20 protein-coding genes are annotated in these 19,249 nt (G+C 31.3%); 19 read left to right on the top strand and 1 reads right to left on the bottom strand.

Annotated elements, in window-relative coordinates; all coding sequences use genetic code 11:
• The first annotated feature begins 2 nt into the window (after positions 1–2).
• From yqeH to holA, 11 genes are all read left to right on the top strand, one after another.
• Positions 3–1,103 carry a ribosome biogenesis GTPase YqeH gene (yqeH, locus tag HMPREF2642_RS10275; RefSeq protein WP_049427531.1) on the top strand — a complete coding sequence of 367 codons (1,101 nt, stop codon included), beginning with the start codon at positions 3–5 and terminating at the stop codon, positions 1,101–1,103.
• A 16-nt stretch (positions 1,104–1,119) separates the two neighbouring features.
• Positions 1,120–1,929: a shikimate dehydrogenase gene (aroE, locus tag HMPREF2642_RS10270; protein ID WP_049427534.1), complete on the top strand. Its 810-nt coding sequence runs from the start codon at positions 1,120–1,122 to the stop codon at positions 1,927–1,929.
• Positions 1,929–2,219, top strand: a complete 291-nt coding sequence (gene yhbY / locus HMPREF2642_RS10265) for a ribosome assembly RNA-binding protein YhbY (protein WP_070597842.1) — start codon at positions 1,929–1,931, stop codon at positions 2,217–2,219. The genes aroE and yhbY overlap by 1 nt, the downstream gene beginning before the upstream one ends.
• Positions 2,219–2,791 (top strand): nicotinate-nucleotide adenylyltransferase, encoded by a 573-nt coding sequence (locus HMPREF2642_RS10260; RefSeq protein WP_002453369.1) that lies wholly within the window; start codon positions 2,219–2,221, stop codon positions 2,789–2,791. Before yhbY ends, HMPREF2642_RS10260 begins: the two co-directional genes overlap by 1 nt.
• On the top strand, positions 2,781–3,365 hold the full coding sequence (gene yqeK, locus HMPREF2642_RS10255; protein ID WP_002436723.1) for a bis(5'-nucleosyl)-tetraphosphatase (symmetrical) YqeK: 585 nt from the start codon (positions 2,781–2,783) through the stop codon (positions 3,363–3,365). The genes HMPREF2642_RS10260 and yqeK overlap by 11 nt, the downstream gene beginning before the upstream one ends.
• On the top strand, positions 3,366–3,719 hold the full coding sequence (gene rsfS / locus HMPREF2642_RS10250) for a ribosome silencing factor (protein ID WP_002436550.1): 354 nt from the start codon (positions 3,366–3,368) through the stop codon (positions 3,717–3,719).
• A gap of 3 nt (positions 3,720–3,722) precedes the next feature.
• Complete coding sequence (locus HMPREF2642_RS10245; RefSeq protein WP_070597841.1) at positions 3,723–4,442, top strand: class I SAM-dependent DNA methyltransferase; 720 nt, start codon at positions 3,723–3,725, stop codon at positions 4,440–4,442.
• A gap of 65 nt (positions 4,443–4,507) precedes the next feature.
• A complete protein-coding gene (locus tag HMPREF2642_RS10240) occupies positions 4,508–5,188 on the top strand; it encodes a helix-hairpin-helix domain-containing protein (RefSeq protein WP_070597840.1) in 681 nt (226 codons plus the stop codon).
• Positions 5,189–5,269: 81 nt separating this feature from the next.
• Positions 5,270–5,731: a ComE operon protein 2 gene (locus HMPREF2642_RS10235; RefSeq protein ID WP_002436740.1), complete on the top strand. Its 462-nt coding sequence runs from the start codon at positions 5,270–5,272 to the stop codon at positions 5,729–5,731.
• Positions 5,732–5,734: 3 nt separating this feature from the next.
• The gene (locus HMPREF2642_RS10230; RefSeq protein WP_070597839.1) at positions 5,735–7,951 is read left to right on the top strand and encodes a DNA internalization-related competence protein ComEC/Rec2; all 2,217 of its coding nucleotides are present in this window, start codon (positions 5,735–5,737) and stop codon (positions 7,949–7,951) included.
• A 45-nt stretch (positions 7,952–7,996) separates the two neighbouring features.
• Positions 7,997–8,971 (top strand): DNA polymerase III subunit delta, encoded by a 975-nt coding sequence (gene holA / locus HMPREF2642_RS10225; protein ID WP_049427545.1) that lies wholly within the window; start codon positions 7,997–7,999, stop codon positions 8,969–8,971.
• Between the two features lie 58 nt (positions 8,972–9,029).
• On the opposite strand, the gene rpsT is transcribed toward holA, so the two are convergent.
• Entirely contained in the window at positions 9,030–9,281 is a 252-nt protein-coding gene (rpsT, locus tag HMPREF2642_RS10220) for a 30S ribosomal protein S20 (protein ID WP_002436569.1), read from the bottom strand.
• 310 nt (positions 9,282–9,591) lie between these two features.
• On the opposite strand from rpsT, the gene lepA reads away from it, so the two are divergent.
• The 8 genes from lepA to HMPREF2642_RS10180 all read left to right on the top strand — a co-directional run bounded on the left by lepA (position 9,592) and on the right by HMPREF2642_RS10180 (position 19,248).
• Entirely contained in the window at positions 9,592–11,415 is a 1,824-nt protein-coding gene (gene lepA, locus HMPREF2642_RS10215; protein ID WP_002436542.1) for a translation elongation factor 4, read from the top strand.
• A 102-nt stretch (positions 11,416–11,517) separates the two neighbouring features.
• Positions 11,518–12,642: a radical SAM family heme chaperone HemW gene (gene hemW, locus HMPREF2642_RS10210; RefSeq protein WP_070597838.1), complete on the top strand. Its 1,125-nt coding sequence runs from the start codon at positions 11,518–11,520 to the stop codon at positions 12,640–12,642.
• 99 nt (positions 12,643–12,741) lie between these two features.
• Positions 12,742–13,719, top strand: coding sequence for a heat-inducible transcriptional repressor HrcA (hrcA, locus tag HMPREF2642_RS10205; protein ID WP_070597837.1), 978 nt, complete (start codon positions 12,742–12,744; stop codon positions 13,717–13,719).
• Between the two features lie 28 nt (positions 13,720–13,747).
• Positions 13,748–14,383: a nucleotide exchange factor GrpE gene (grpE, locus tag HMPREF2642_RS10200; RefSeq protein WP_070597836.1), complete on the top strand. Its 636-nt coding sequence runs from the start codon at positions 13,748–13,750 to the stop codon at positions 14,381–14,383.
• Positions 14,384–14,438: 55 nt separating this feature from the next.
• Positions 14,439–16,268 carry a molecular chaperone DnaK gene (dnaK, locus tag HMPREF2642_RS10195; protein ID WP_002436539.1) on the top strand — a complete coding sequence of 610 codons (1,830 nt, stop codon included), beginning with the start codon at positions 14,439–14,441 and terminating at the stop codon, positions 16,266–16,268.
• Positions 16,269–16,415: 147 nt separating this feature from the next.
• On the top strand, positions 16,416–17,552 hold the full coding sequence (gene dnaJ, locus HMPREF2642_RS10190; protein WP_070597835.1) for a molecular chaperone DnaJ: 1,137 nt from the start codon (positions 16,416–16,418) through the stop codon (positions 17,550–17,552).
• A gap of 3 nt (positions 17,553–17,555) precedes the next feature.
• A complete protein-coding gene (prmA, locus tag HMPREF2642_RS10185) occupies positions 17,556–18,494 on the top strand; it encodes a 50S ribosomal protein L11 methyltransferase (protein WP_070597834.1) in 939 nt (312 codons plus the stop codon).
• 1 nt (position 18,495) lies between these two features.
• The gene (locus tag HMPREF2642_RS10180; protein WP_049427556.1) at positions 18,496–19,248 is read left to right on the top strand and encodes a 16S rRNA (uracil(1498)-N(3))-methyltransferase; all 753 of its coding nucleotides are present in this window, start codon (positions 18,496–18,498) and stop codon (positions 19,246–19,248) included.
• The last annotated feature ends 1 nt before the right edge of the window (position 19,249 follow it).

Genomic DNA, 19,249 nt, shown 5'->3' with positions numbered 1-19,249 from the left:
GTTTGAGTGAATTACTAAAATGTATTGGTTGTGGCGCTCCACTACAATCAGAAGATAAAAATGCTCCAGGCTATGTACCTGAACATAATATGTTCCGTGAAGATGTTATATGTCAAAGATGTTTTAGATTAAAAAATTATAATGAAGTTCAAGATGTTGGGATGGACAGTGAGGATTTCTTAAATTTATTAACTGGTCTTTCTAATAAATCTGGTATTGTAGTTAATGTTGTGGATGTTTTTGACTTTGAGGGTTCATTTATTAATGCAATTAAGCGTATTGTAGGTAATAAAAAAATCATTTTAGCTGCAAACAAACTTGATCTACTACCTAAACAAATCAATCAGCGTCGTGTAAAAGAGTGGTTAAAGAAAACTGCTAGAAAATACGGCTTAGAAGCCGATGATGTTGTACTTATTTCAGCTGATAAAGGTTGGGGCATTGAAGAGTTGATGCAGTCAATTAATCAAGTGAGAAATAATGAGGACGTTTATGTCGTAGGTACGACTAATGTAGGGAAATCTACTTTAATTAATAAATTAATTGAAATTAGTGTTGGTGAAAAAGATGTAGTAACTACTTCAAGATTTCCAGGTACTACTTTGGACATGATTGATATTCCGCTTGATGAAACTACGTTTATGTATGATACACCTGGTATTATACAAGAGCATCAAATGACAAACTATGTCTCTGATAAAGAATTAAAAACCATTATGCCTAAAAAGGAAATAAAACAACGCGTATATCAACTAAATGAAGAACAGACATTATTTTTTGGTGGTTTAGCTAGAATTGATTATGTATCTGGAGGTAAAAGATCATTAGTATGTTTCTTCTCCAATGATTTAAATATCCATAGAACAAAAACTGAAAAAGCTAATGAATTATGGAAAAATCAATTGGGTTCACTTTTAACACCACCACATGACGCAAGTCAATTTGATTTAAATGACGTAAAAGCTGTTAGATTAGAAACTGGTAAAGCTAAACGTGATGTTATGATATCAGGCTTAGGATTTATCACAATTGACGAAGGTGCAAAAGTGATCGTGCGTGTACCCAAAAATGTAGACGTCATTTTAAGAAATTCTATTTTATAAAAGGGAGTGGTTGAGAATGAAATTTGCAGTAATTGGCCACCCGATTTCTCATTCTTTATCACCTATAATGCATAGTGCTAACTTTTCAAATTTAAGTTTAAATTACACCTATGAACCACTAGACATTCCTAATGACGAATTCCACTTACTTAGAGACATCATTACTGAAAAGAAACTTAGTGGATTTAACGTCACTATCCCTCATAAAGAGCGGATAATACCTTATCTAGACGAGGTAGATGAGCAATCTAAAACAGTAGGTGCGGTAAATACTGTTTTAATTAGAGATGGTAAGTGGATAGGCTATAATACAGATGGTATAGGTTATGTAACTGGCTTAAAACAAATTTATGATGATTTAAAGAATGCTTATATACTCATTTTAGGTGCTGGTGGTGCAAGTAAAGGGATTGCTAACGAATTAACTAAATTTGTTGAACCCAAATTAACAATTGCTAATCGTACAATGTCAAGATTTGAAGATTGGAATTTAGATATTAATGCTATTTCTCTAAATGACGCTGAGAAGTATTTGGATGAATTTGATATCGTTATTAATACAACACCTGCTGGAATGGATAAAAATAATGATAGTGTGATAAATCTAAGAAATTTATCTCCTCATACGTTAGTAAGTGATATAGTGTACATTCCTTATAAGACTCCAATCTTATTAGAAGCTGAAAGTAAAGGTAACCCCATTTATAATGGTTTAGATATGTTTGTGTATCAAGGTGCTGAAAGCTTTAAAATTTGGACAGGAGAACAACCTAATATTCAAATCATGAAAAATACTGTATTAGATAAATTAAAAGGAGATTTATAATGTTAACTGGAAAACAAAAGAGATACTTACGTAGTTTAGCTCATAATACTGATCCAACTTTCCGAATAGGTAAAGGTGGAATTAACGAAAATATGATTTCTCAAATTGATGAAACGTTAGAGAAAAGAGAACTCATTAAAATACATGTATTACAAAATAATTTTGATGATAAAAATGAATTAGCTAATGAACTTAGTCAAGCAGCTAAAAGTGAATTAGTACAAGTAATCGGGTCAATGATTGTACTTTATAAAGAATCTCAAGAAAATAAAGACATCGTTTTACCCTAATGTCTAAAAAGATTGTATTATACGGCGGTCAATTTAACCCGATTCATACCGCTCATATGGTGGTAGCTAGCGAGGTGTTCCATGAATTACAACCTGATGAATTTTATTTCTTACCTAGTTACATGGCTCCGTTGAAAGAACATCAAGATTTCCTAGATGCTTCTTATCGTATGAAGATGATTGAATTTGTCATAGAGGAATTAGGTTTTGGAAAAATTTGTACTAGTGAATTAGATAGAAAAGGACAAAGCTATACTTATGACACGTTGTCTGAAATAAAGCGTAACAATCCTAAAGATGAATTTTATTTTGTAATAGGAACTGATCAATATGAGCAACTTGATAAGTGGTTTAAAATTGACGAATTAAAAAAGTTGATCACCTTCGTTATAGTTAATCGTGAGTCAGATTATCAAAGTGTCGAAACTGGTATGATATCGGTTAAAATACCTCGTATTGATATTAGTTCAACAATGATTCGAGACCGTGTTAAAAATCATAAATCTATACAAGCACTCGTCCCTAATAAAGTGGAGGACTATATTGAGGAGGAAGGACTTTATGGAAATTAGTGAAGCTAAAAAGCTAGTGAAAGAAAAATTGCCCGAGAAACGTTATAATCACTCGCTTAGAGTTGCTGAGACAGCTGTAAAATTAGCAGAAATATATGATGGAGATAAAGATAAAGCAGAATTAGCTGGTGTTTTACATGACTATTGTAAGTATGATGATTTAAGTTCAATGTACCAAATTGTTAGACAATGTGAATTAGAGAGTGACTTACTTAGTTATGGAAGTGAAATCTTACATGGACCTGTTTGCGCTGCAATCATGGAACATGATTATCACATTGAAGATGAAGAGGTTTTACTAGCTATAAAATATCATACAACTGGGCGTCAGCAAATGACTAAAACAGAAAAGCTTATTTTTATTGCTGATTATATTGAACCTGGTAGAAAAACCCCAGGAGTTGAAGAAATTAGAGATATGGCATACAATCAAGGTAGCTTAGATAAAACAATTTATGAAATTTCTAAGCGAACAGTTTTATTTTTAATCGGTAAAGACATTACGGTATATGGCGCTACGATTGCATGCTTGAATTATTATAATTATAGTGACGAAAGAATAAAGGATGATTAAATGAGTTCAGAAGAATTATTAAATATTGCTGTCGAAGCGACAGAAAACAAAAAAGCAGAAGATGTAATTTCTCTTAATATGCAAGGTATCAGCGATATGACTGATTACTTTGTTGTGTGTCATGGTAACAATGAGCGACAAGTACAATCCATTGCAAGAGCTGTTAAAGAAGCTGTTCATGAGCAAGGTATTGATGTTAAACGTATGGAAGGTTATAACGACGCAAGATGGGTATTAATTGATTTAGCTAATGTTGTGGTTCATATTTTCCATAAGGATGAGCGAAATTATTATAATATCGAGAAATTATATCAAGATGCTCCATATGAGTCATATGGTCAGGTTGCTTATTAAAATATGAGTCAATACGAAGATTTGAGTTTGGTCTATGACCAGCTTACTCAAGATCAACCATATGATGCTTGGTTCAATATAGTTCAAACCTTTTCAAAGAGAGAATCTAATGACATTCTAGATTTAGGTTGCGGTACAGGAAATTTAACACATATGTTGGTTCCATTAGGCAATGTTATCGGAATGGATTTAAGTGTTGATATGTTAACTATCGCTAATCAAAAATCTAATGAAGTTAGATGGTTAGAAGGAGATATGACAAGTTTTAAGTTGAACCAAAAATTCAATATCATTACAATATTTTGTGATTCACTGAATTATTTATCTTCAAGTAAAGAAGTTAAAGAAACCTTTAATAAAGTTTACCAGCATTTAACCGATGATGGAGTATTTCTATTTGATGTGCATACTGTACATAAGATGAATACTTTATTTAATAATCAAAGTTATATTGATGAAACAGAAAATGTCTTCTTAGGTTGGGAAGCAATTCAAGGAAATGAACCATTAAGTGTTTATCATGAAATGACTTTTTTCATTCATAATAATAATGGAAGTTATCGACGCTTTGATGAATCCCATTATCAACGCACATATGAAGAAGATGTTTATAAAAGGTTACTCAATGAGGCTGGTTTTAAAGAAATTAAAACTTTCACCGATTTTGATTTTAATCAAAAAGAAGAAGATGCTGATCGATTATTTTTCGTTGTAAAAAAATAGATTATGAAATAAATAGAAGTAAAATCACTCGTTCATACGTTATTAAGTGTGAAGGGGTGATTTTTTTGTTTAACAAAGGTAATAAGTATATTGAATTTATTATTAAATGGAAAATTTATTTAATTATAGGTCTAGTAGTTTTAGCAATGATAGTTTTAAGTCTATTTAATCATTATGAAGACAATAGCAAAGAGGACGAATTTAACAAAGAGATTAATAGCAAGCAGGTTAATTCTAAGAGATATAGTTCAACTAACAAAGATAATAATGAAAAAGAAAGACAATCTCAAAGAGGAAACAACAATGAAAAAATTTTTATAGATATTAAAGGTGCAGTAGAACATCCAAATGTTTATCAGATGACAAACACTGAAAGAGTCATAGATGCAATTAATAAAGCTAAACCTTATAAGGATGCAGACTTATCACAAGTAAACTTATCTGAAAGGTTAATAGATCAAAAGCTAATTTATGTTCCTAAAAAGGGAGAACACAGTCAATATAATACGGTGAATAATATTTCAAATAATAATATCAATCAAAATGAGGGAAATAAACAAATTAATTTGAATAATGCCACTGAAACGGATTTAAAAAGCATTCCAGGCGTTGGGCCTTCTAAAGCAAGAGAAATAATTAATTATAGAGAGCAAAATGGAGGGTTCAAGAATATAGAAGATTTGAAAAAAATTAAAGGATTTGGCGAAAAAACATTTGAGAAACTTAAAGAACATCTTGTTGTTTAACTGGTCAATGATTGCATTTATAATTGTAAATGATTAAGCTATAAATGTTGATTGTTATTCAAGATAAGGAGGCACCTTTACATGGAACGAATTAAATGGGAAGAATATTTTATGGCTCAAAGTCATTTACTTGCTTTGAGATCAACATGTCAGAGACTATCTGTAGGAGCAACTATTGTTAAAGATAATCGAATTATAGCAGGAGGCTACAATGGTTCAGTTGCCGGTGAAGTTCACTGCATAGATGAAGGTTGCCTAATAGAAGATGGACATTGTATCAGAACAATTCATGCAGAAATGAATGCATTACTTCAGTGTGCTAAACAAGGCGTTTCAACAGAGGGAGCGACAATATATGTTACACATTTCCCTTGTTTAAATTGTACTAAATCTATTATTCAAGCAGGGATTAAAACAATTTATTATGCTGAAGATTACCACAATCATAATTATGCGATTAAGTTACTAAATCAATCTGGTATTGAATATAAAAAAATTCCATTTACACCGGAATATGTAGCTCAATATTTAACACAGGGGTAATCAATGATATACATAGCACTATCATTTTTAGTAGGGATACTTTGGATGAATTTCAAAGTTATCTCTATCTCTTTATTTTTCCTTTTAATCTTATTAATCTTCATCAAAAAACTTAAACTTCCAATAATCTTACTTATTGTTGTGTGTCCTTTCTTTTCAAATTATATTACACAAACATATAACCAACGTGTTGACCATGAACAACGCATACTAATGTATAATCCCAAAGTTAATGATTACGTAAAATTTAAAACATTTAAAGTTCAAAATAATTTTATTACTGGAATATTAGTTTATAAAGGTAAAAATTATAATTTCTTTTATAATAACAATAATAAGACAAACATTACCTCCCTCAAACATCACACTTGTAGTATAAATGGGGAATTCAAGTTTGATAAAGTTCCTCCATCAATTACACTGAATGAAATTCACACTAATTCATGTACTTATAATGATAGGTTTAAATTCATTTATCTCCATCAAGACTATATAATCGATAAGATTCAACATTCAGGTGTAAAATATCCAAATCGAATTTTAGCACTGATTACAGGTAATCCATTATTAATCAATGCTGATTATAGAGATAAAGTGAAGGATATAGGTATATATCATTTACTAGCAGTGAGTGGGACTCATGTAGCAGCAATTATACTTCTCATTCATCAACTTTTAGTGAGATTTAACACGCCACTTGTCATTATTAAAACAATGATTATTAATGTTTTAGTACTATACGCTGTTTATACTGACTTTGTTCCTAGCGCAGTAAGAGCAATTTCAATCGCAATATTAGTTTTAATCCTTCCTAAAAGATTCAGAAAATCTTCTATTGATTTGCTTTCTATCATATTTATTATGATGTTTATAAGCAATCCAGGTTATGTTTATAATATAGGTTTTCAATTTTCTTTCTTAATTTGCTTTTTTATTTTACTATCACAACCTTATTTAAAAAAATTAACTTCATTTCAAAGCATATTAGCCATTACCTGTATAGCTCAATATAGTTCTATTATTATAAGTACATATCATTTTAATCAATTTCAATGGATTGGTTTCCTCTCGAATTTAGTTTTTGTGCCTTTCTACAGTTTCATACTTTTTCCTTCAATAATTTGCTTTTTTATTATGACTCACATTGTATCAAATTTTGAAATTCTAAATGTTTACACGAATAAAATTTATGAAATACATGATTTATTACTCCACTTCTTTTTGAAATTTAATAATTATAAGTGGTTTATACCTTCTTTAAGCGAAATTTATCTACTAATATTGTTAATAAATATATTGATTGCTTATTATTTATTAGTGTACAAAAAGATTTTTAAATCCCTAATATACTTTTTAATTACCTTAGTAATAATATCTACATTGAGTAAACCTTCAAACGTAGAGTTAACAATTTTTGATGTAGGCCAGGGGGATAGCATACTTTTCAAAAGTAATACAAATAAAACTGTATTAATAGATACTGGAGGGAAAGGAGAAGAAAACTTTGAATTTAAACATCATAATATTGCTAAATACAAAATTCTCCCAAGTTTGAAGCGAAGAGGTATTACTACGATTGATTATTTAATTATTACTCATCCACATGCGGATCATATGGGGGAACTTCCTTATATCATAGACCATGTTAAAATTAAAAATTTAATATTAAACAGTGATGGTTTTCCTAAGCATTTATTAAATCAAGTTCACAACGAATGCAAGAAAAAAAGGATAAATATAATTGAAGCTAAAAATATACCTCAAATAAAGATTGATGATACTGAATTAGAAATTTACGATACATTTATATCCTCAAGTTCCGATAAAAATGAGTATTCAATCATTACATTAATAAAATATAACAATAGAAATATTTTACTCATGGGTGATGCCACTAAAAACAATGAGGATATTTTATTGAAGAAATATCATTTGCCTACAATAGATATTTTAAAAGTAGGACATCATGGTAGTCGAACAAGTAGCTCTGAAGAATTTATTAAGAAAATTCAACCAAGGTTAAGTTTGATTTCAAGTGGAAAACATAATAAATATAAATTACCTAATGACGAAGTTATTGAACGTTTAAAGAGATATGGAAGCTTAGTGTATGATACGCAACAAAACGGTGAAATGACGATTAATTTAGATAAACACCATTTAAGTGTGTTAAATGTTAAAGATCATCTAAAAACTATCGCTAGAGAAGTCACTCAATAAAATGATATAATTTAAAAGTATGAGAAATAGAGGAAGGATGCACTTATGAGCGACAATATCATAACTATCTATGGCGAAGTACCTGAACTTGTTGAGAAGAAAAGTTCAGAAATAGTAAATAATTATCTCGGACAAGAAAAAGATGATTTTAACTACGTTAAATTTAATATGTATGAAAATGATCTAACGCCCATCATTGAAGAAACATTAACTATGCCTTTTTTTTCTGATAAAAAAGCTATTGTAGTAAAAAATGCATACATATTTACAGGTGAAAAAGGTGCAAAGGAACTCAATCATAATCCAGAGCAGTTAATGGAATTTATAGAAAAATATGACGGGGATAATCTGATTCTTTTTGAGGTTTATCAAAATAAGTTAGATGAACGTAAAAAATTAACAAAATCACTTAAAAAAAATGCGCAACTCAAAAAAGTTGAACAAATGTCTGAAGAAGAAATAAAAAAATGGATTCAAAATAAATTACACGAAAATTATAAAGATATTAAACAAGATGCTTTAAATCTATTTATTGAACTAACAGGAATTAATTTCAACATTGTTTCACAGGAGCTTTCGAAACTTATGCTGTATATAGGAGATAGACCTACAGTTAATAAAGATGATGTTAATCAAATTATAAATAGAAGCTTAGAGCAAAACGTTTTTCTTTTAACTGAATATATTCAAAAAGGGAAAAAAGATAAGGCTATACAATTATTGAATGACTTAATTACTATGAAAGAGGAACCTATAAAACTTTTAGCTTTAATAACTAGTAATTACAGATTATATTATCAATCTAAGATTTTAGAACAAAAAGGGTACAGTGGCCAGCAGATTGCGAAGACAGTTAGTGCTCATCCGTATAGAGTGAAACTTGCTCTAAACCAAGCACGATACTATCAATTAAATGATTTATTAAACATTATTGATTCATGTGCAGAAACCGATTATAAATTAAAATCTGCTTATATGGACAAACAGTTAATTTTAGAATTATTAATTTTATCTTTATAGATTAATGATTAAACAAAAAAGATCAAGCACTATACTTGATCTTTTTTAATAAACTGAATTATTTGTTAGCTGTCATAAGTTGAGATTTAATACGATCAGCTTTGTTTGAGTGAATTAAGTTGCTTTGAGCAGCTTTATCAACTTGTTTAATTGCAAAACTTAATAATTCGTTTTTGTTTTCAGCATCAGTAGAGATAGCTGTTTTAGCGCGTTTAACTGCTGTACGCATTGCATTCTTTTTAGAGATATTACGTGCTTCAGCTGTTTCAGTTGTTCTAACACGTTTAACTGCAGATTTAATGTTTGGCATTTCTGTCACCTCCTAAAAGTGAGCTTAACTTATCAAAATTTATTTGATTACAACAAGAAATATTTTATCAAATGTCTTACCTTTGTGCAATCATTTATTTATGCGTAATATTAATCATGTTTAGTAACTTTAACTATTGGAAAGTGTGTTTTAACTCTATATAATTAAAATTGTTAGGGTAAATAAATATTAATAGAAAATGAAAATTTAAGCTCTTAGATAGAGTGTTTGCAATTACCCTCTAAAAACGTTATCATATCAAAGATGTATACATATATCGGGTTAATATTATGAAAGTGAGAAGGATAAGATGGATAAGCAAGAACGCTATAATAGAAGAGAAAATATCAGAAATTTCTCTATCATTGCACACATAGATCATGGGAAATCAACGTTAGCGGATAGAATCCTTGAAAATACAAAATCAGTTGAAACACGTGAAATGCAAGATCAACTACTTGATTCCATGGACCTTGAAAGAGAACGCGGTATTACTATAAAGTTAAATGCTGTTCGTTTGAAATATGATGCTAAAGATGGTCAAACATATACTTTCCATCTTATAGATACACCAGGACATGTCGACTTTACATATGAAGTGTCGCGTTCATTAGCTGCATGTGAAGGCGCAATTTTAGTTGTAGATGCCGCTCAAGGTATTGAAGCTCAAACTTTAGCAAATGTATATTTAGCTCTTGATAATGACTTAGAGTTATTACCAGTTGTTAACAAAATTGATTTACCTGCAGCTGAACCTGAAAGAGTTAAACAAGAATTAGAGGATGTTATTGGTTTAGACCAAGATGATGTAGTACTTGCTAGTGCCAAATCAAATATCGGTATAGAAGAAATTTTAGAAAAAATAGTAGAAGTTGTACCAGCTCCTGATGGAGATCCTGATGCACCTTTAAAAGCTCTAATATTTGATTCAGAGTATGATCCTTATAGAGGCGTTATCTCATCTATTAGAATCATTGATGGTGTAGTTAAAGCCGGGGATAAGATTAAAATGATGGCTACGGGTAAAGAATTTGAAGTGACAGAAGTAGGCATTAATACACCTAAACAGCTTCCTGTTGAAGAATTAACAGTAGGAGATGTAGGATATATCATTGCAAGTATTAAAAATGTAGATGATTCACGTGTAGGTGATACTATCACATTAGCTAATCGCCCTGCAGATAAGCCACTCAAAGGTTATAAAAAAATGAATCCAATGGTTTATTGTGGTCTATTCCCAATAGATAATAAAGATTACAATGATTTACGTGAAGCGTTAGAAAAATTACAACTCAATGATGCTTCACTCGATTTTGAGCCTGAGTCATCACAAGCATTAGGGTTCGGATATAGAACTGGTTTCTTAGGCATGTTGCATATGGAAATTATTCAAGAAAGAATTGAGAGAGAGTTCGGTATTGAATTAATTGCAACGGCTCCTTCAGTTATATACGAATGTATTTTAAAGGATGGAACTGAAGTTACTGTTGACAATCCAGCTCAGATGCCAGAAAGAGACAAAATAGAACATATTTATGAACCATTTGTAAGAGCTACAATGATGGTACCTAATGATTATGTTGGTGCAGTGATGGAACTATGCCAACGTAAGCGAGGTCAATTTGTAAATATGGATTATTTAGATGATATAAGAGTAAATATTGTTTATGAAATTCCATTATCTGAAGTTGTGTTTGACTTCTTTGACCAACTTAAGTCTAATACTAAAGGTTATGCTTCATTTGATTATGAATTCATTGAAAATAAAGAAAGTAATCTAGTTAAAATGGATATCTTACTTAATGGAGATAAAGTGGATGCCTTAAGTTTCATCGTCCATAGAGACTTTGCATATGAAAGAGGTAAAGCACTTGTTGAAAAATTAAAAACACTTATACCTAGACAACAGTTCGAAGTACCTGTTCAAGCAGCTATAGGTCAAAAAATTATAGCCCGTACAAATATTAAATCTATGGGTAAAAATGTTTTATCTAAATGTTATGGTGGCGATATTAGTCGTAAACGTAAGCTTTTAGAAAAACAAAAAGCAGGTAAAGCAAAAATGAAAGCTGTAGGAAATGTTGAAATTCCTCAAGATGCTTTCCTAGCTGTGCTTAAAATGGAAGATGAATAGTTTATAATAATTTAAATAACATTGAAGCGGGATGTTGAAATCGTTGTATAAAGAAATTGATTTCACTTCCGCTCTTTTTACGTTAGTGAATGGGGGGGTTTTTTGACAGTTAAAAGTGCTTATATACATATACCATTTTGTGTAAGAATCTGTACTTATTGTGATTTTAATAAGTATTTTATAGATAAGCAGCCAGTAGATGAATATTTAGATGCGCTCATTAAAGAAATGCAAGTTGAAAATAATAGAAAGCTTGAGACAATGTATGTTGGCGGAGGGACACCCACTGCATTGAATATTGTACAACTTGAAAAACTACTAAAAGCTATTAATAACACGTTTACTATTCATGGAGAATATTCATTTGAAGCTAATCCCGATGAATTAACTTATGAGAAAGTAGTACTTTTAAGAAAATATGGTGTTAATAGAATTTCGATGGGAGTACAAACGTTTAAGCCAGAGTTGTTAGAAATTCTTGGACGAACTCATAAAACTAATGATATCTATAGCGCTGTAAACAACGCTCGCAAGGCAGGTATTAATTCAATTAGCCTTGATTTAATGTATCATTTACCCCAGCAATCATTAGAAGATTTTAAACAAAGTTTAGAATTAGCTTTAGAAATGGATATTGATCATATTTCGAGCTATGGTCTTATTCTTGAACCAAAAACTCAATTTTACAACATGTATAGAAAAGGACATTTAAAGCTTCCTAATGAGGATTTAGGGGCAGATATGTACCAATATTTGATGAAACGATTAGAGGATTCTAATTTAAATCAGTATGAGATTTCTAATTTCGGGAAAAAAGGTCACGAATCAACTCATAACAAAGTCTATTGGCTTAATGAAGAATATTATGGTTTTGGTGCAGGAGCAAGTGGTTATGTGGATGGTGTAAGATATACCAATCTCAATCCAGTCAATCATTATATTAAAGCTATTTATAACAATGAGGAACCTATACTTACAAAGAACACCCCAACTTTTGAAGAGAGAATGGAAGAGGAGATGTTTCTTGGCTTAAGAATGAACCAAGGTGTTAGCATATCGAGATTTAAGAGAAAATTTGGTATAAATATTGAAGAGGTATTTGGTCAAACAATTACGGATTTAATAAATAGAAATTTATTAGAAAATAAATGCGGTTATATATCATTAACTGAACGTGGTAAAGTCATTGGGAATGAGGTTTTCGAGGCTTTTTTACTCAACGTATAAAAAATTTGATATTTTAATGCTTTAACATTGACTTACTTTGACCTTTTTGATAAATTATAATTAGCACTTGAGAGAAAAGAGTGCTAATGAGGTGAAAACATGATTACAGAAAGACAATTAAGCATTCTTAATGCGATTGTTGAAGATTATGTTGATTTTGGACAACCGATTGGTTCTAAAACATTAATTCACCGACATAATTTAGAGGTAAGCCCAGCAACTATTAGAAATGAAATGAAACAGCTTGAAGATATGAACTTCATTGAGAAGACGCATACTTCATCTGGCAGGACTCCCTCAGAATTAGGTTTTAGATACTATGTCAATCGTTTATTAGAACAAACATCTCATCAAAATCAAAACAAAATTCAACGTTTAAATCAATTATTGATTGAGAATCACTATGATATTTCTACAGCATTGACATACTTTGCTAATGAACTATCTATGAAATCTCAATATGCAACGTTGGTTGTACGTCCAAATCACAATCAAGATATTATTAATAATATTCATTTGATTCAAGCCAATAGTCATTTGGTTATATTAGTTATGGTCTTTTCATCCGGACATGTCGAAAATATTCATGTTGTAACTCAAATACAACTTAATCATCTCAATCTAAACAGAATAGCTAACTTTTTAACTGTCCATTTCAATAAACATAACCAAGATATTCAACACGAGATTAAAAGTTTTGTTAATTCTAGTGATGAACAAGAGTTAGTAAATGAGATGATTGAATTAATTAATATTCATATTAATAATCAAAGTAATAACATTTACATGGGTGGAAAGGTTAAACTTATTGATGCGTTAAACGAAACTAACGTATCATCGATTCAACCTATATTGCAGTACATTGAATCAAATAGAATAACTGAACTTTTAGATGATATTTCTACTTCTCAAATCAATGTTCGAATAGGAAAGGAAATTGATGAGAGCTTAAGTGATATCTCCATAGTTACTAGTCAGTATCATGTTGATGAATCACTTAAAGGACAAATTGCGGTCATAGGACCAACTGCGATGCATTATCAAAATGTAATTCAATTACTTAACCAAATATGGTAGTAATTAGAATTGTATTGGAGGTCAGAAAATGACAGAAAAAGATCAATCAGTGAATAATACTGCGGAAGAAGTTAATTCAGAAGAGAATGTAGAAACTCAAAATGTTGATAATTCTCAAGACTCAGTTGAAAATACTGACAATAGTGAAGTAAATGAAGATCATTTGCAAGAAGATTCTCAGGAAGAAGTTCAAACTGAGGATGTAGATCCTAAAGATGAGAAAATTCAAGAATTAGAAAAGCTAGCAAATGATAATGAAGAGAAATATTTAAGATTGTACGCTGAATTTGAAAATTATAAGCGTCGAATTCAAAATGAAAATCAAATTAACAAAACTTATCAAGCTCAAGGTGTTTTAACTGACATCCTTCCGTCAATAGATAATATTGAACGTGCATTACAAATTGAAGGTGATGATGAATCATTTAAATCACTACAAAAAGGTGTCCAAATGGTTCATGAAAGTTTACTTAGAGCTTTAAAAGATAATGGTCTTGAAGAAATTGAAGCTGAAGGTCAAGAATTTGACCCTAATCTTCATCAAGCGGTGGTTCAAGATGATAATCCTGATTTTAAATCGGGGGAAATCACTCAAGAACTTCAAAAAGGTTACAAACTAAAAGATCGCGTCTTGAGACCATCAATGGTAAAAGTAAATCAATAAACTGATTGAAAAAACATTGTATAAAATTACAAAATGATATTGGAGGAATTTTATTATGAGTAAAGTAATCGGAATCGACTTAGGTACAACAAACTCTTGCGTTGCCGTATTAGAAGGTGACGAACCAAAAGTAATTCAAAATCCAGAAGGCGCACGCACTACTCCTTCAGTAGTTGCTTTTAAAAATGGTGAAACTCAAGTAGGTGAAGTTGCTAAACGTCAAGCAATCACTAACCCTAATACAGTTCAATCAATTAAACGTCATATGGGTACAGACTACAAAGTAGATATCGAAGATAAATCATACACTCCACAAGAGATTTCAGCTATGATTTTACAAAACTTAAAAAGTACTGCTGAAAGTTATTTAGGAGATACAGTTGATAAAGCAGTTATCACTGTTCCAGCTTACTTCAATGATGCTGAACGTCAAGCTACTAAAGATGCTGGTAAAATCGCTGGACTAGAAGTTGAACGTATTATCAACGAACCTACTGCAGCTGCTTTAGCTTACGGTTTAGACAAAACTGAACAAGATCAAAAAGTTCTTGTATTTGACTTAGGTGGCGGTACTTTCGACGTGTCAATCCTTGAATTAGGTGACGGAGTATTTGAAGTATTATCTACTGCAGGTGACAATAAACTTGGCGGTGACGATTTCGACCAAGTAATTATTGATTACTTAGTTTCAGAATTTAAAAAAGAAAATGGCGTAGATTTATCTCAAGATAAAATGGCACTACAAAGATTAAAAGACGCTGCTGAAAAAGCTAAAAAAGACTTATCAGGTGTATCTCAAACTCAAATTTCACTTCCATTTATTTCAGCTGGAGAAAGTGGTCCATTACATTTAGAAATTAGCTTAACTCGTTCTAAATTTGAAGAATTAGCAGATTCATTAATTAGAAAAACAATGGAACCAACTCGTCAAGCACTAAAAGATGCTGGCTTATCAACTTCTGATATTGATGAAGTTATCCTTGTTGGTGGTTCTACTCGTATTCCAGCAGTACAAGAAGCTGTTAAAAAAGAAGTAGGTAAAGACCCTCATAAAGGTGTAAACCCTGATGAAGTAGTAGCTATGGGTGCTGCGATCCAAGGTGGTGTCATCACTGGTGATGTTAAAGACGTGGTATTACTAGACGTAACACCATTATCACTAGGTATTGAAATCATGGGTGGACGCATGAACACATTAATTGAACGTAACACTACTATTCCAACATCTAAATCACAAGTTTATTCAACAGCAGCTGATAACCAACCAGCAGTTGATATTCACGTGTTACAAGGTGAACGTCCAATGGCTTCAGATAACAAAACTCTTGGTCGTTTCCAATTAACTGATATTCCACCTGCTCCACGTGGTGTACCTCAAATCGAAGTAACATTTGATATTGATAAAAATGGTATCGTTAATGTAACTGCTAAAGATTTAGGAACTAACAAAGAACAAAATATCACTATTCAATCAAGCTCAGCATTATCTGATGAAGAAATTGATCGCATGGTTAAAGATGCTGAAGAAAACGCTGAAGCAGATAAAAAACGTCGCGAAGAAGTGGACTTACGTAACGAAGCTGATAGCTTAGTATTCCAAGTTGAAAAAACTATCACTGATTTAGGCGACAATATTAGTGAAGATGATAAGAAAAATGCTGAAGAGAAAAAAGATGCGCTTAAATCTGCACTTGAAGGCGAAGATATGGAAGACATCAAATCTAAAAAAGAAGAACTTGAAAAAGTTGTTCAAGATTTATCAGCTAAAGTATACGAACAAGCTCAACAAGCACAGCAACAAGCTCAAGGAGAACAAGGTTCTCAAGACAGCACTGTAGAAGATGCGGACTTTAAAGAAGTAAAAGATGACGAAGATAAAAAATAATTCTAGGTTGAGTTAGTATATAAGTTTAATTTATGACTAAGCCAAAAAAGTCAAAGTCAATTGAACATTGGCTTTGGCTTTTTATTTGGATAGTAAGAATTAATCAGATAAACTAATCTTGTTAAACGTATAAAAGGAGAGATAGTTGTGGCCAAAAGAGACTATTATGAAGTCTTAGGCGTAAGTAAAAGCGCTTCTAAGGACGAAATTAAAAAAGCTTATCGTAAATTATCAAAAAAATATCATCCAGACATTAATAAAGAAGAAGGCGCAGACGAAAAATTCAAAGAAATCTCCGAAGCTTATGAAGTTTTAAGTGATGATAATAAACGTGCAAATTATGACCAGTTTGGACATGAAGGCCCACAAGGAGGATTCGGTAGTCAAGGTTTCGGTGGCGGAGACTTTGGCGGATTTAGCGGAGGTGGATTTGAAGACATTTTCAGTTCATTCTTCGGTGGTGGTTCAAGACAACGTGATCCTAATGCGCCACGTAAAGGTGATGATTTACAATATACTATGACTGTTACCTTTGAAGAAGCTGTTTTTGGTACTAAAAAAGAAATTTCTATTAGAAAAGATGTAACATGTCATACGTGCGATGGTGAAGGCGCGAAACCTGGAACAAGTAAAAAAACTTGTAGCTATTGTAATGGAGCTGGTCATGTTTCCGTCGAACAAAATACTATTTTAGGTAGAGTCAGAACTGAACAAGTTTGTCCTAAATGTGAAGGTAGTGGTCAAGAATTTGAAGAGCCATGTCCTACTTGTCACGGTAAAGGAACTGAAAATAAAACTGTTAAATTAGAAGTTACAGTTCCAGAAGGTGTAGATACTGAACAACAAATTCGTTTAGCTGGTGAAGGTTCACCAGGTGTAAACGGTGGTCCTCACGGTGATTTATATGTAGTGTTTAGAGTTCAACCTTCCGATACATTTGAACGTGATGGAGATGACATTTACTACAATTTAAATGTGAGCTTCCCTCAAGCTGCCTTAGGCGATGAAATCAAAATACCAACTTTAAATAGTAATGTAGTGCTAACAATACCTGCAGGTACACAAACAGGAAAGCAATTCCGTCTTAAAGATAAAGGTATTAAGAACGTTCACGGTTATGGTTATGGAGATTTATTCGTTAATATTAAAGTAGTTACTCCAACTAAAATGAACGATAGACAAAAAGAAATTATGAAAGAATTTGCTGAAATTATTGGCGAAGACGTGAGTGAACAACCTTCTAATTTTAAAGATAGAGCAAAAAGATTCTTCAAAGGAGAATAGAGAATGAATTGGACGGAACTCTCAATTGTAGTTAATCACGATGTTGAATTTGAAGTAACTGATATACTTGAAGATCATGGTTCTAATGGTGTAGTCATTGAAGATTCAAGAGACTTAGAAACACCACCATCAGATAAATTTGGTGAGATTTATGAATTAAATCCTGAGGATTATCCTAGTAGTGGTGTTCGTTTAAAAGCTTATTTTAATGAACTTACATTCAATGATGAACTCAGAAAGAGTATTAAGAATAATATTTTAAATGTATCAAATTTAGATAAAGAAGTACTTACATTTTCAGAAAAGGAAATTGCGGAGAAGGATTGGGCGAATGAATGGAAAAATTATTTTCATCCCTTTAAAGCTTCTAATAGATTTACCATAGTTCCAAGTTGGGAAACTTACACAAGAGAAAACAGTGATGAGTTATGTATTGAACTCGATCCTGGTATGGCTTTCGGTACAGGTGACCACCCAACTACTAGTATGTGTTTAAAAGCTATTGAAGAATATGTTCAACCAACTGATTCTATTATTGATGTTGGAACAGGTTCAGGTATATTAAGTATTGCCAGTCATCTCGTTGGTGTTAAAAGAATTAAAGCATTAGACATTGATGAAATGGCAGTAAATGTTGCTAAGGAGAACTTCAAAAAGAATCGTTGTGAAGACGCAATTGAAGCTGTTCCCGGTAATTTATTAAAAGAAGAAAAAGAGAAATATAATATCGTTATTGCAAATATTCTTGCTCACATTATTGAAGAAATGATAGAAGATGCTTATAATACATTATTTGAAGAAGGATATTTTATTACTTCAGGTATTATAGAAGAAAAATATGAAGAGATAGAATCTCATATGAAGCGTGTTGGTTTTAATATCATTTCTGTAGAACATGACAACGGTTGGGTCTGCATCGTTGGTCAGAAAGTGAGTGATTAATTTGCAAAGATATTTTATTAATCAAAGCGCTGATAAACTTCAGCGCTTTTTTATTGAAAATAAAGAAGATATTCATCATATAAAAAATGTCATGCGTTTTAGTGAAGGTGATTCAGTTATCGTTACATTTCTAGATCAAACAGTGTACAAGTGTCAAATAAAAGCTTTAAACGATAATTATGTTGAACTAGAGTTAAAAGATAAACAAAACATTGATACAGAATTACCTCAACATATCACTATTTGTAGCGGATTGATTAAGGCTGATAAGTATGAATGGATGATTCAAAAAGCAACTGAAATGGGCGCTAATGAATTTATTGCAGTTGGTATGGACCGTTCAGTAGTTAAATTGAATGAATCTAAAGTTGCTAAAAAGTTAGAAAGATGGCAAAAAATTATTAAAGAAGCTGCAGAACAAAGTTATCGTTTAACAATTCCTAATATTTATTTTAAGTCGAATTTACAGGAAATTTATGATATTATAAGTCATTATGACTATGTTCTTATAGCATATGAAGAACAGGCTAAACATGGTGATTTAAGTCATTTTAAACAAATTATAAAGCAATTTAAAACACAAGATCGTGTTTTAATGATATTTGGACCTGAAGGCGGTTTATCTGATAAAGAAGTGTCTTTATTCAGTGAAAATAGTACTTTAGTAGGCTTAGGTCCACGTATTTTACGGGCAGAAACTGCACCTCTATATGCTTTAAGTGCAGTGAGTTTTGAAAAAGAATTATTGGGGTGAA

Source organism: Staphylococcus sp. HMSC055A09, assembly GCF_001809655.1.
In the GTDB taxonomy this organism is placed as follows: Bacteria; Bacillota; Bacilli; order Staphylococcales; family Staphylococcaceae; genus Staphylococcus; species Staphylococcus capitis.
The sequence above is the reverse complement of the archived record's forward strand: the minus strand, read 5'-3'. Positions and strand labels throughout refer to the sequence as shown.

Bases quoted from the DNA above. Each gene is read 5' to 3' on its own strand.
- grpE (WP_070597836.1), top strand. From the start codon at position 13,748: ATGACAGAAAAAGATCAATCAGTGAATAATACTGCGGAAGAAGTTAAT.
- rpsT (WP_002436569.1), bottom strand. From the start codon at position 9,281: ATGCCAAACATTAAATCTGCAGTTAAACGTGTTAGAACAACTGAAACA.
- hrcA (WP_070597837.1), top strand. From the start codon at position 12,742: ATGATTACAGAAAGACAATTAAGCATTCTTAATGCGATTGTTGAAGAT.
- prmA (WP_070597834.1), top strand. From the start codon at position 17,556: ATGAATTGGACGGAACTCTCAATTGTAGTTAATCACGATGTTGAATTT.
- dnaK (WP_002436539.1), top strand. From the start codon at position 14,439: ATGAGTAAAGTAATCGGAATCGACTTAGGTACAACAAACTCTTGCGTT.
- HMPREF2642_RS10260 (WP_002453369.1), top strand. From the start codon at position 2,219: ATGTCTAAAAAGATTGTATTATACGGCGGTCAATTTAACCCGATTCAT.
- HMPREF2642_RS10235 (WP_002436740.1), top strand. From the start codon at position 5,270: ATGGAACGAATTAAATGGGAAGAATATTTTATGGCTCAAAGTCATTTA.
- aroE (WP_049427534.1), top strand. From the start codon at position 1,120: ATGAAATTTGCAGTAATTGGCCACCCGATTTCTCATTCTTTATCACCT.
- yqeK (WP_002436723.1), top strand. From the start codon at position 2,781: ATGGAAATTAGTGAAGCTAAAAAGCTAGTGAAAGAAAAATTGCCCGAG.
- holA (WP_049427545.1), top strand. From the start codon at position 7,997: ATGAGCGACAATATCATAACTATCTATGGCGAAGTACCTGAACTTGTT.
- yhbY (WP_070597842.1), top strand. From the start codon at position 1,929: ATGTTAACTGGAAAACAAAAGAGATACTTACGTAGTTTAGCTCATAAT.
- HMPREF2642_RS10245 (WP_070597841.1), top strand. From the start codon at position 3,723: ATGAGTCAATACGAAGATTTGAGTTTGGTCTATGACCAGCTTACTCAA.
- rsfS (WP_002436550.1), top strand. From the start codon at position 3,366: ATGAGTTCAGAAGAATTATTAAATATTGCTGTCGAAGCGACAGAAAAC.
- HMPREF2642_RS10230 (WP_070597839.1), top strand. From the start codon at position 5,735: ATGATATACATAGCACTATCATTTTTAGTAGGGATACTTTGGATGAAT.
- lepA (WP_002436542.1), top strand. From the start codon at position 9,592: ATGGATAAGCAAGAACGCTATAATAGAAGAGAAAATATCAGAAATTTC.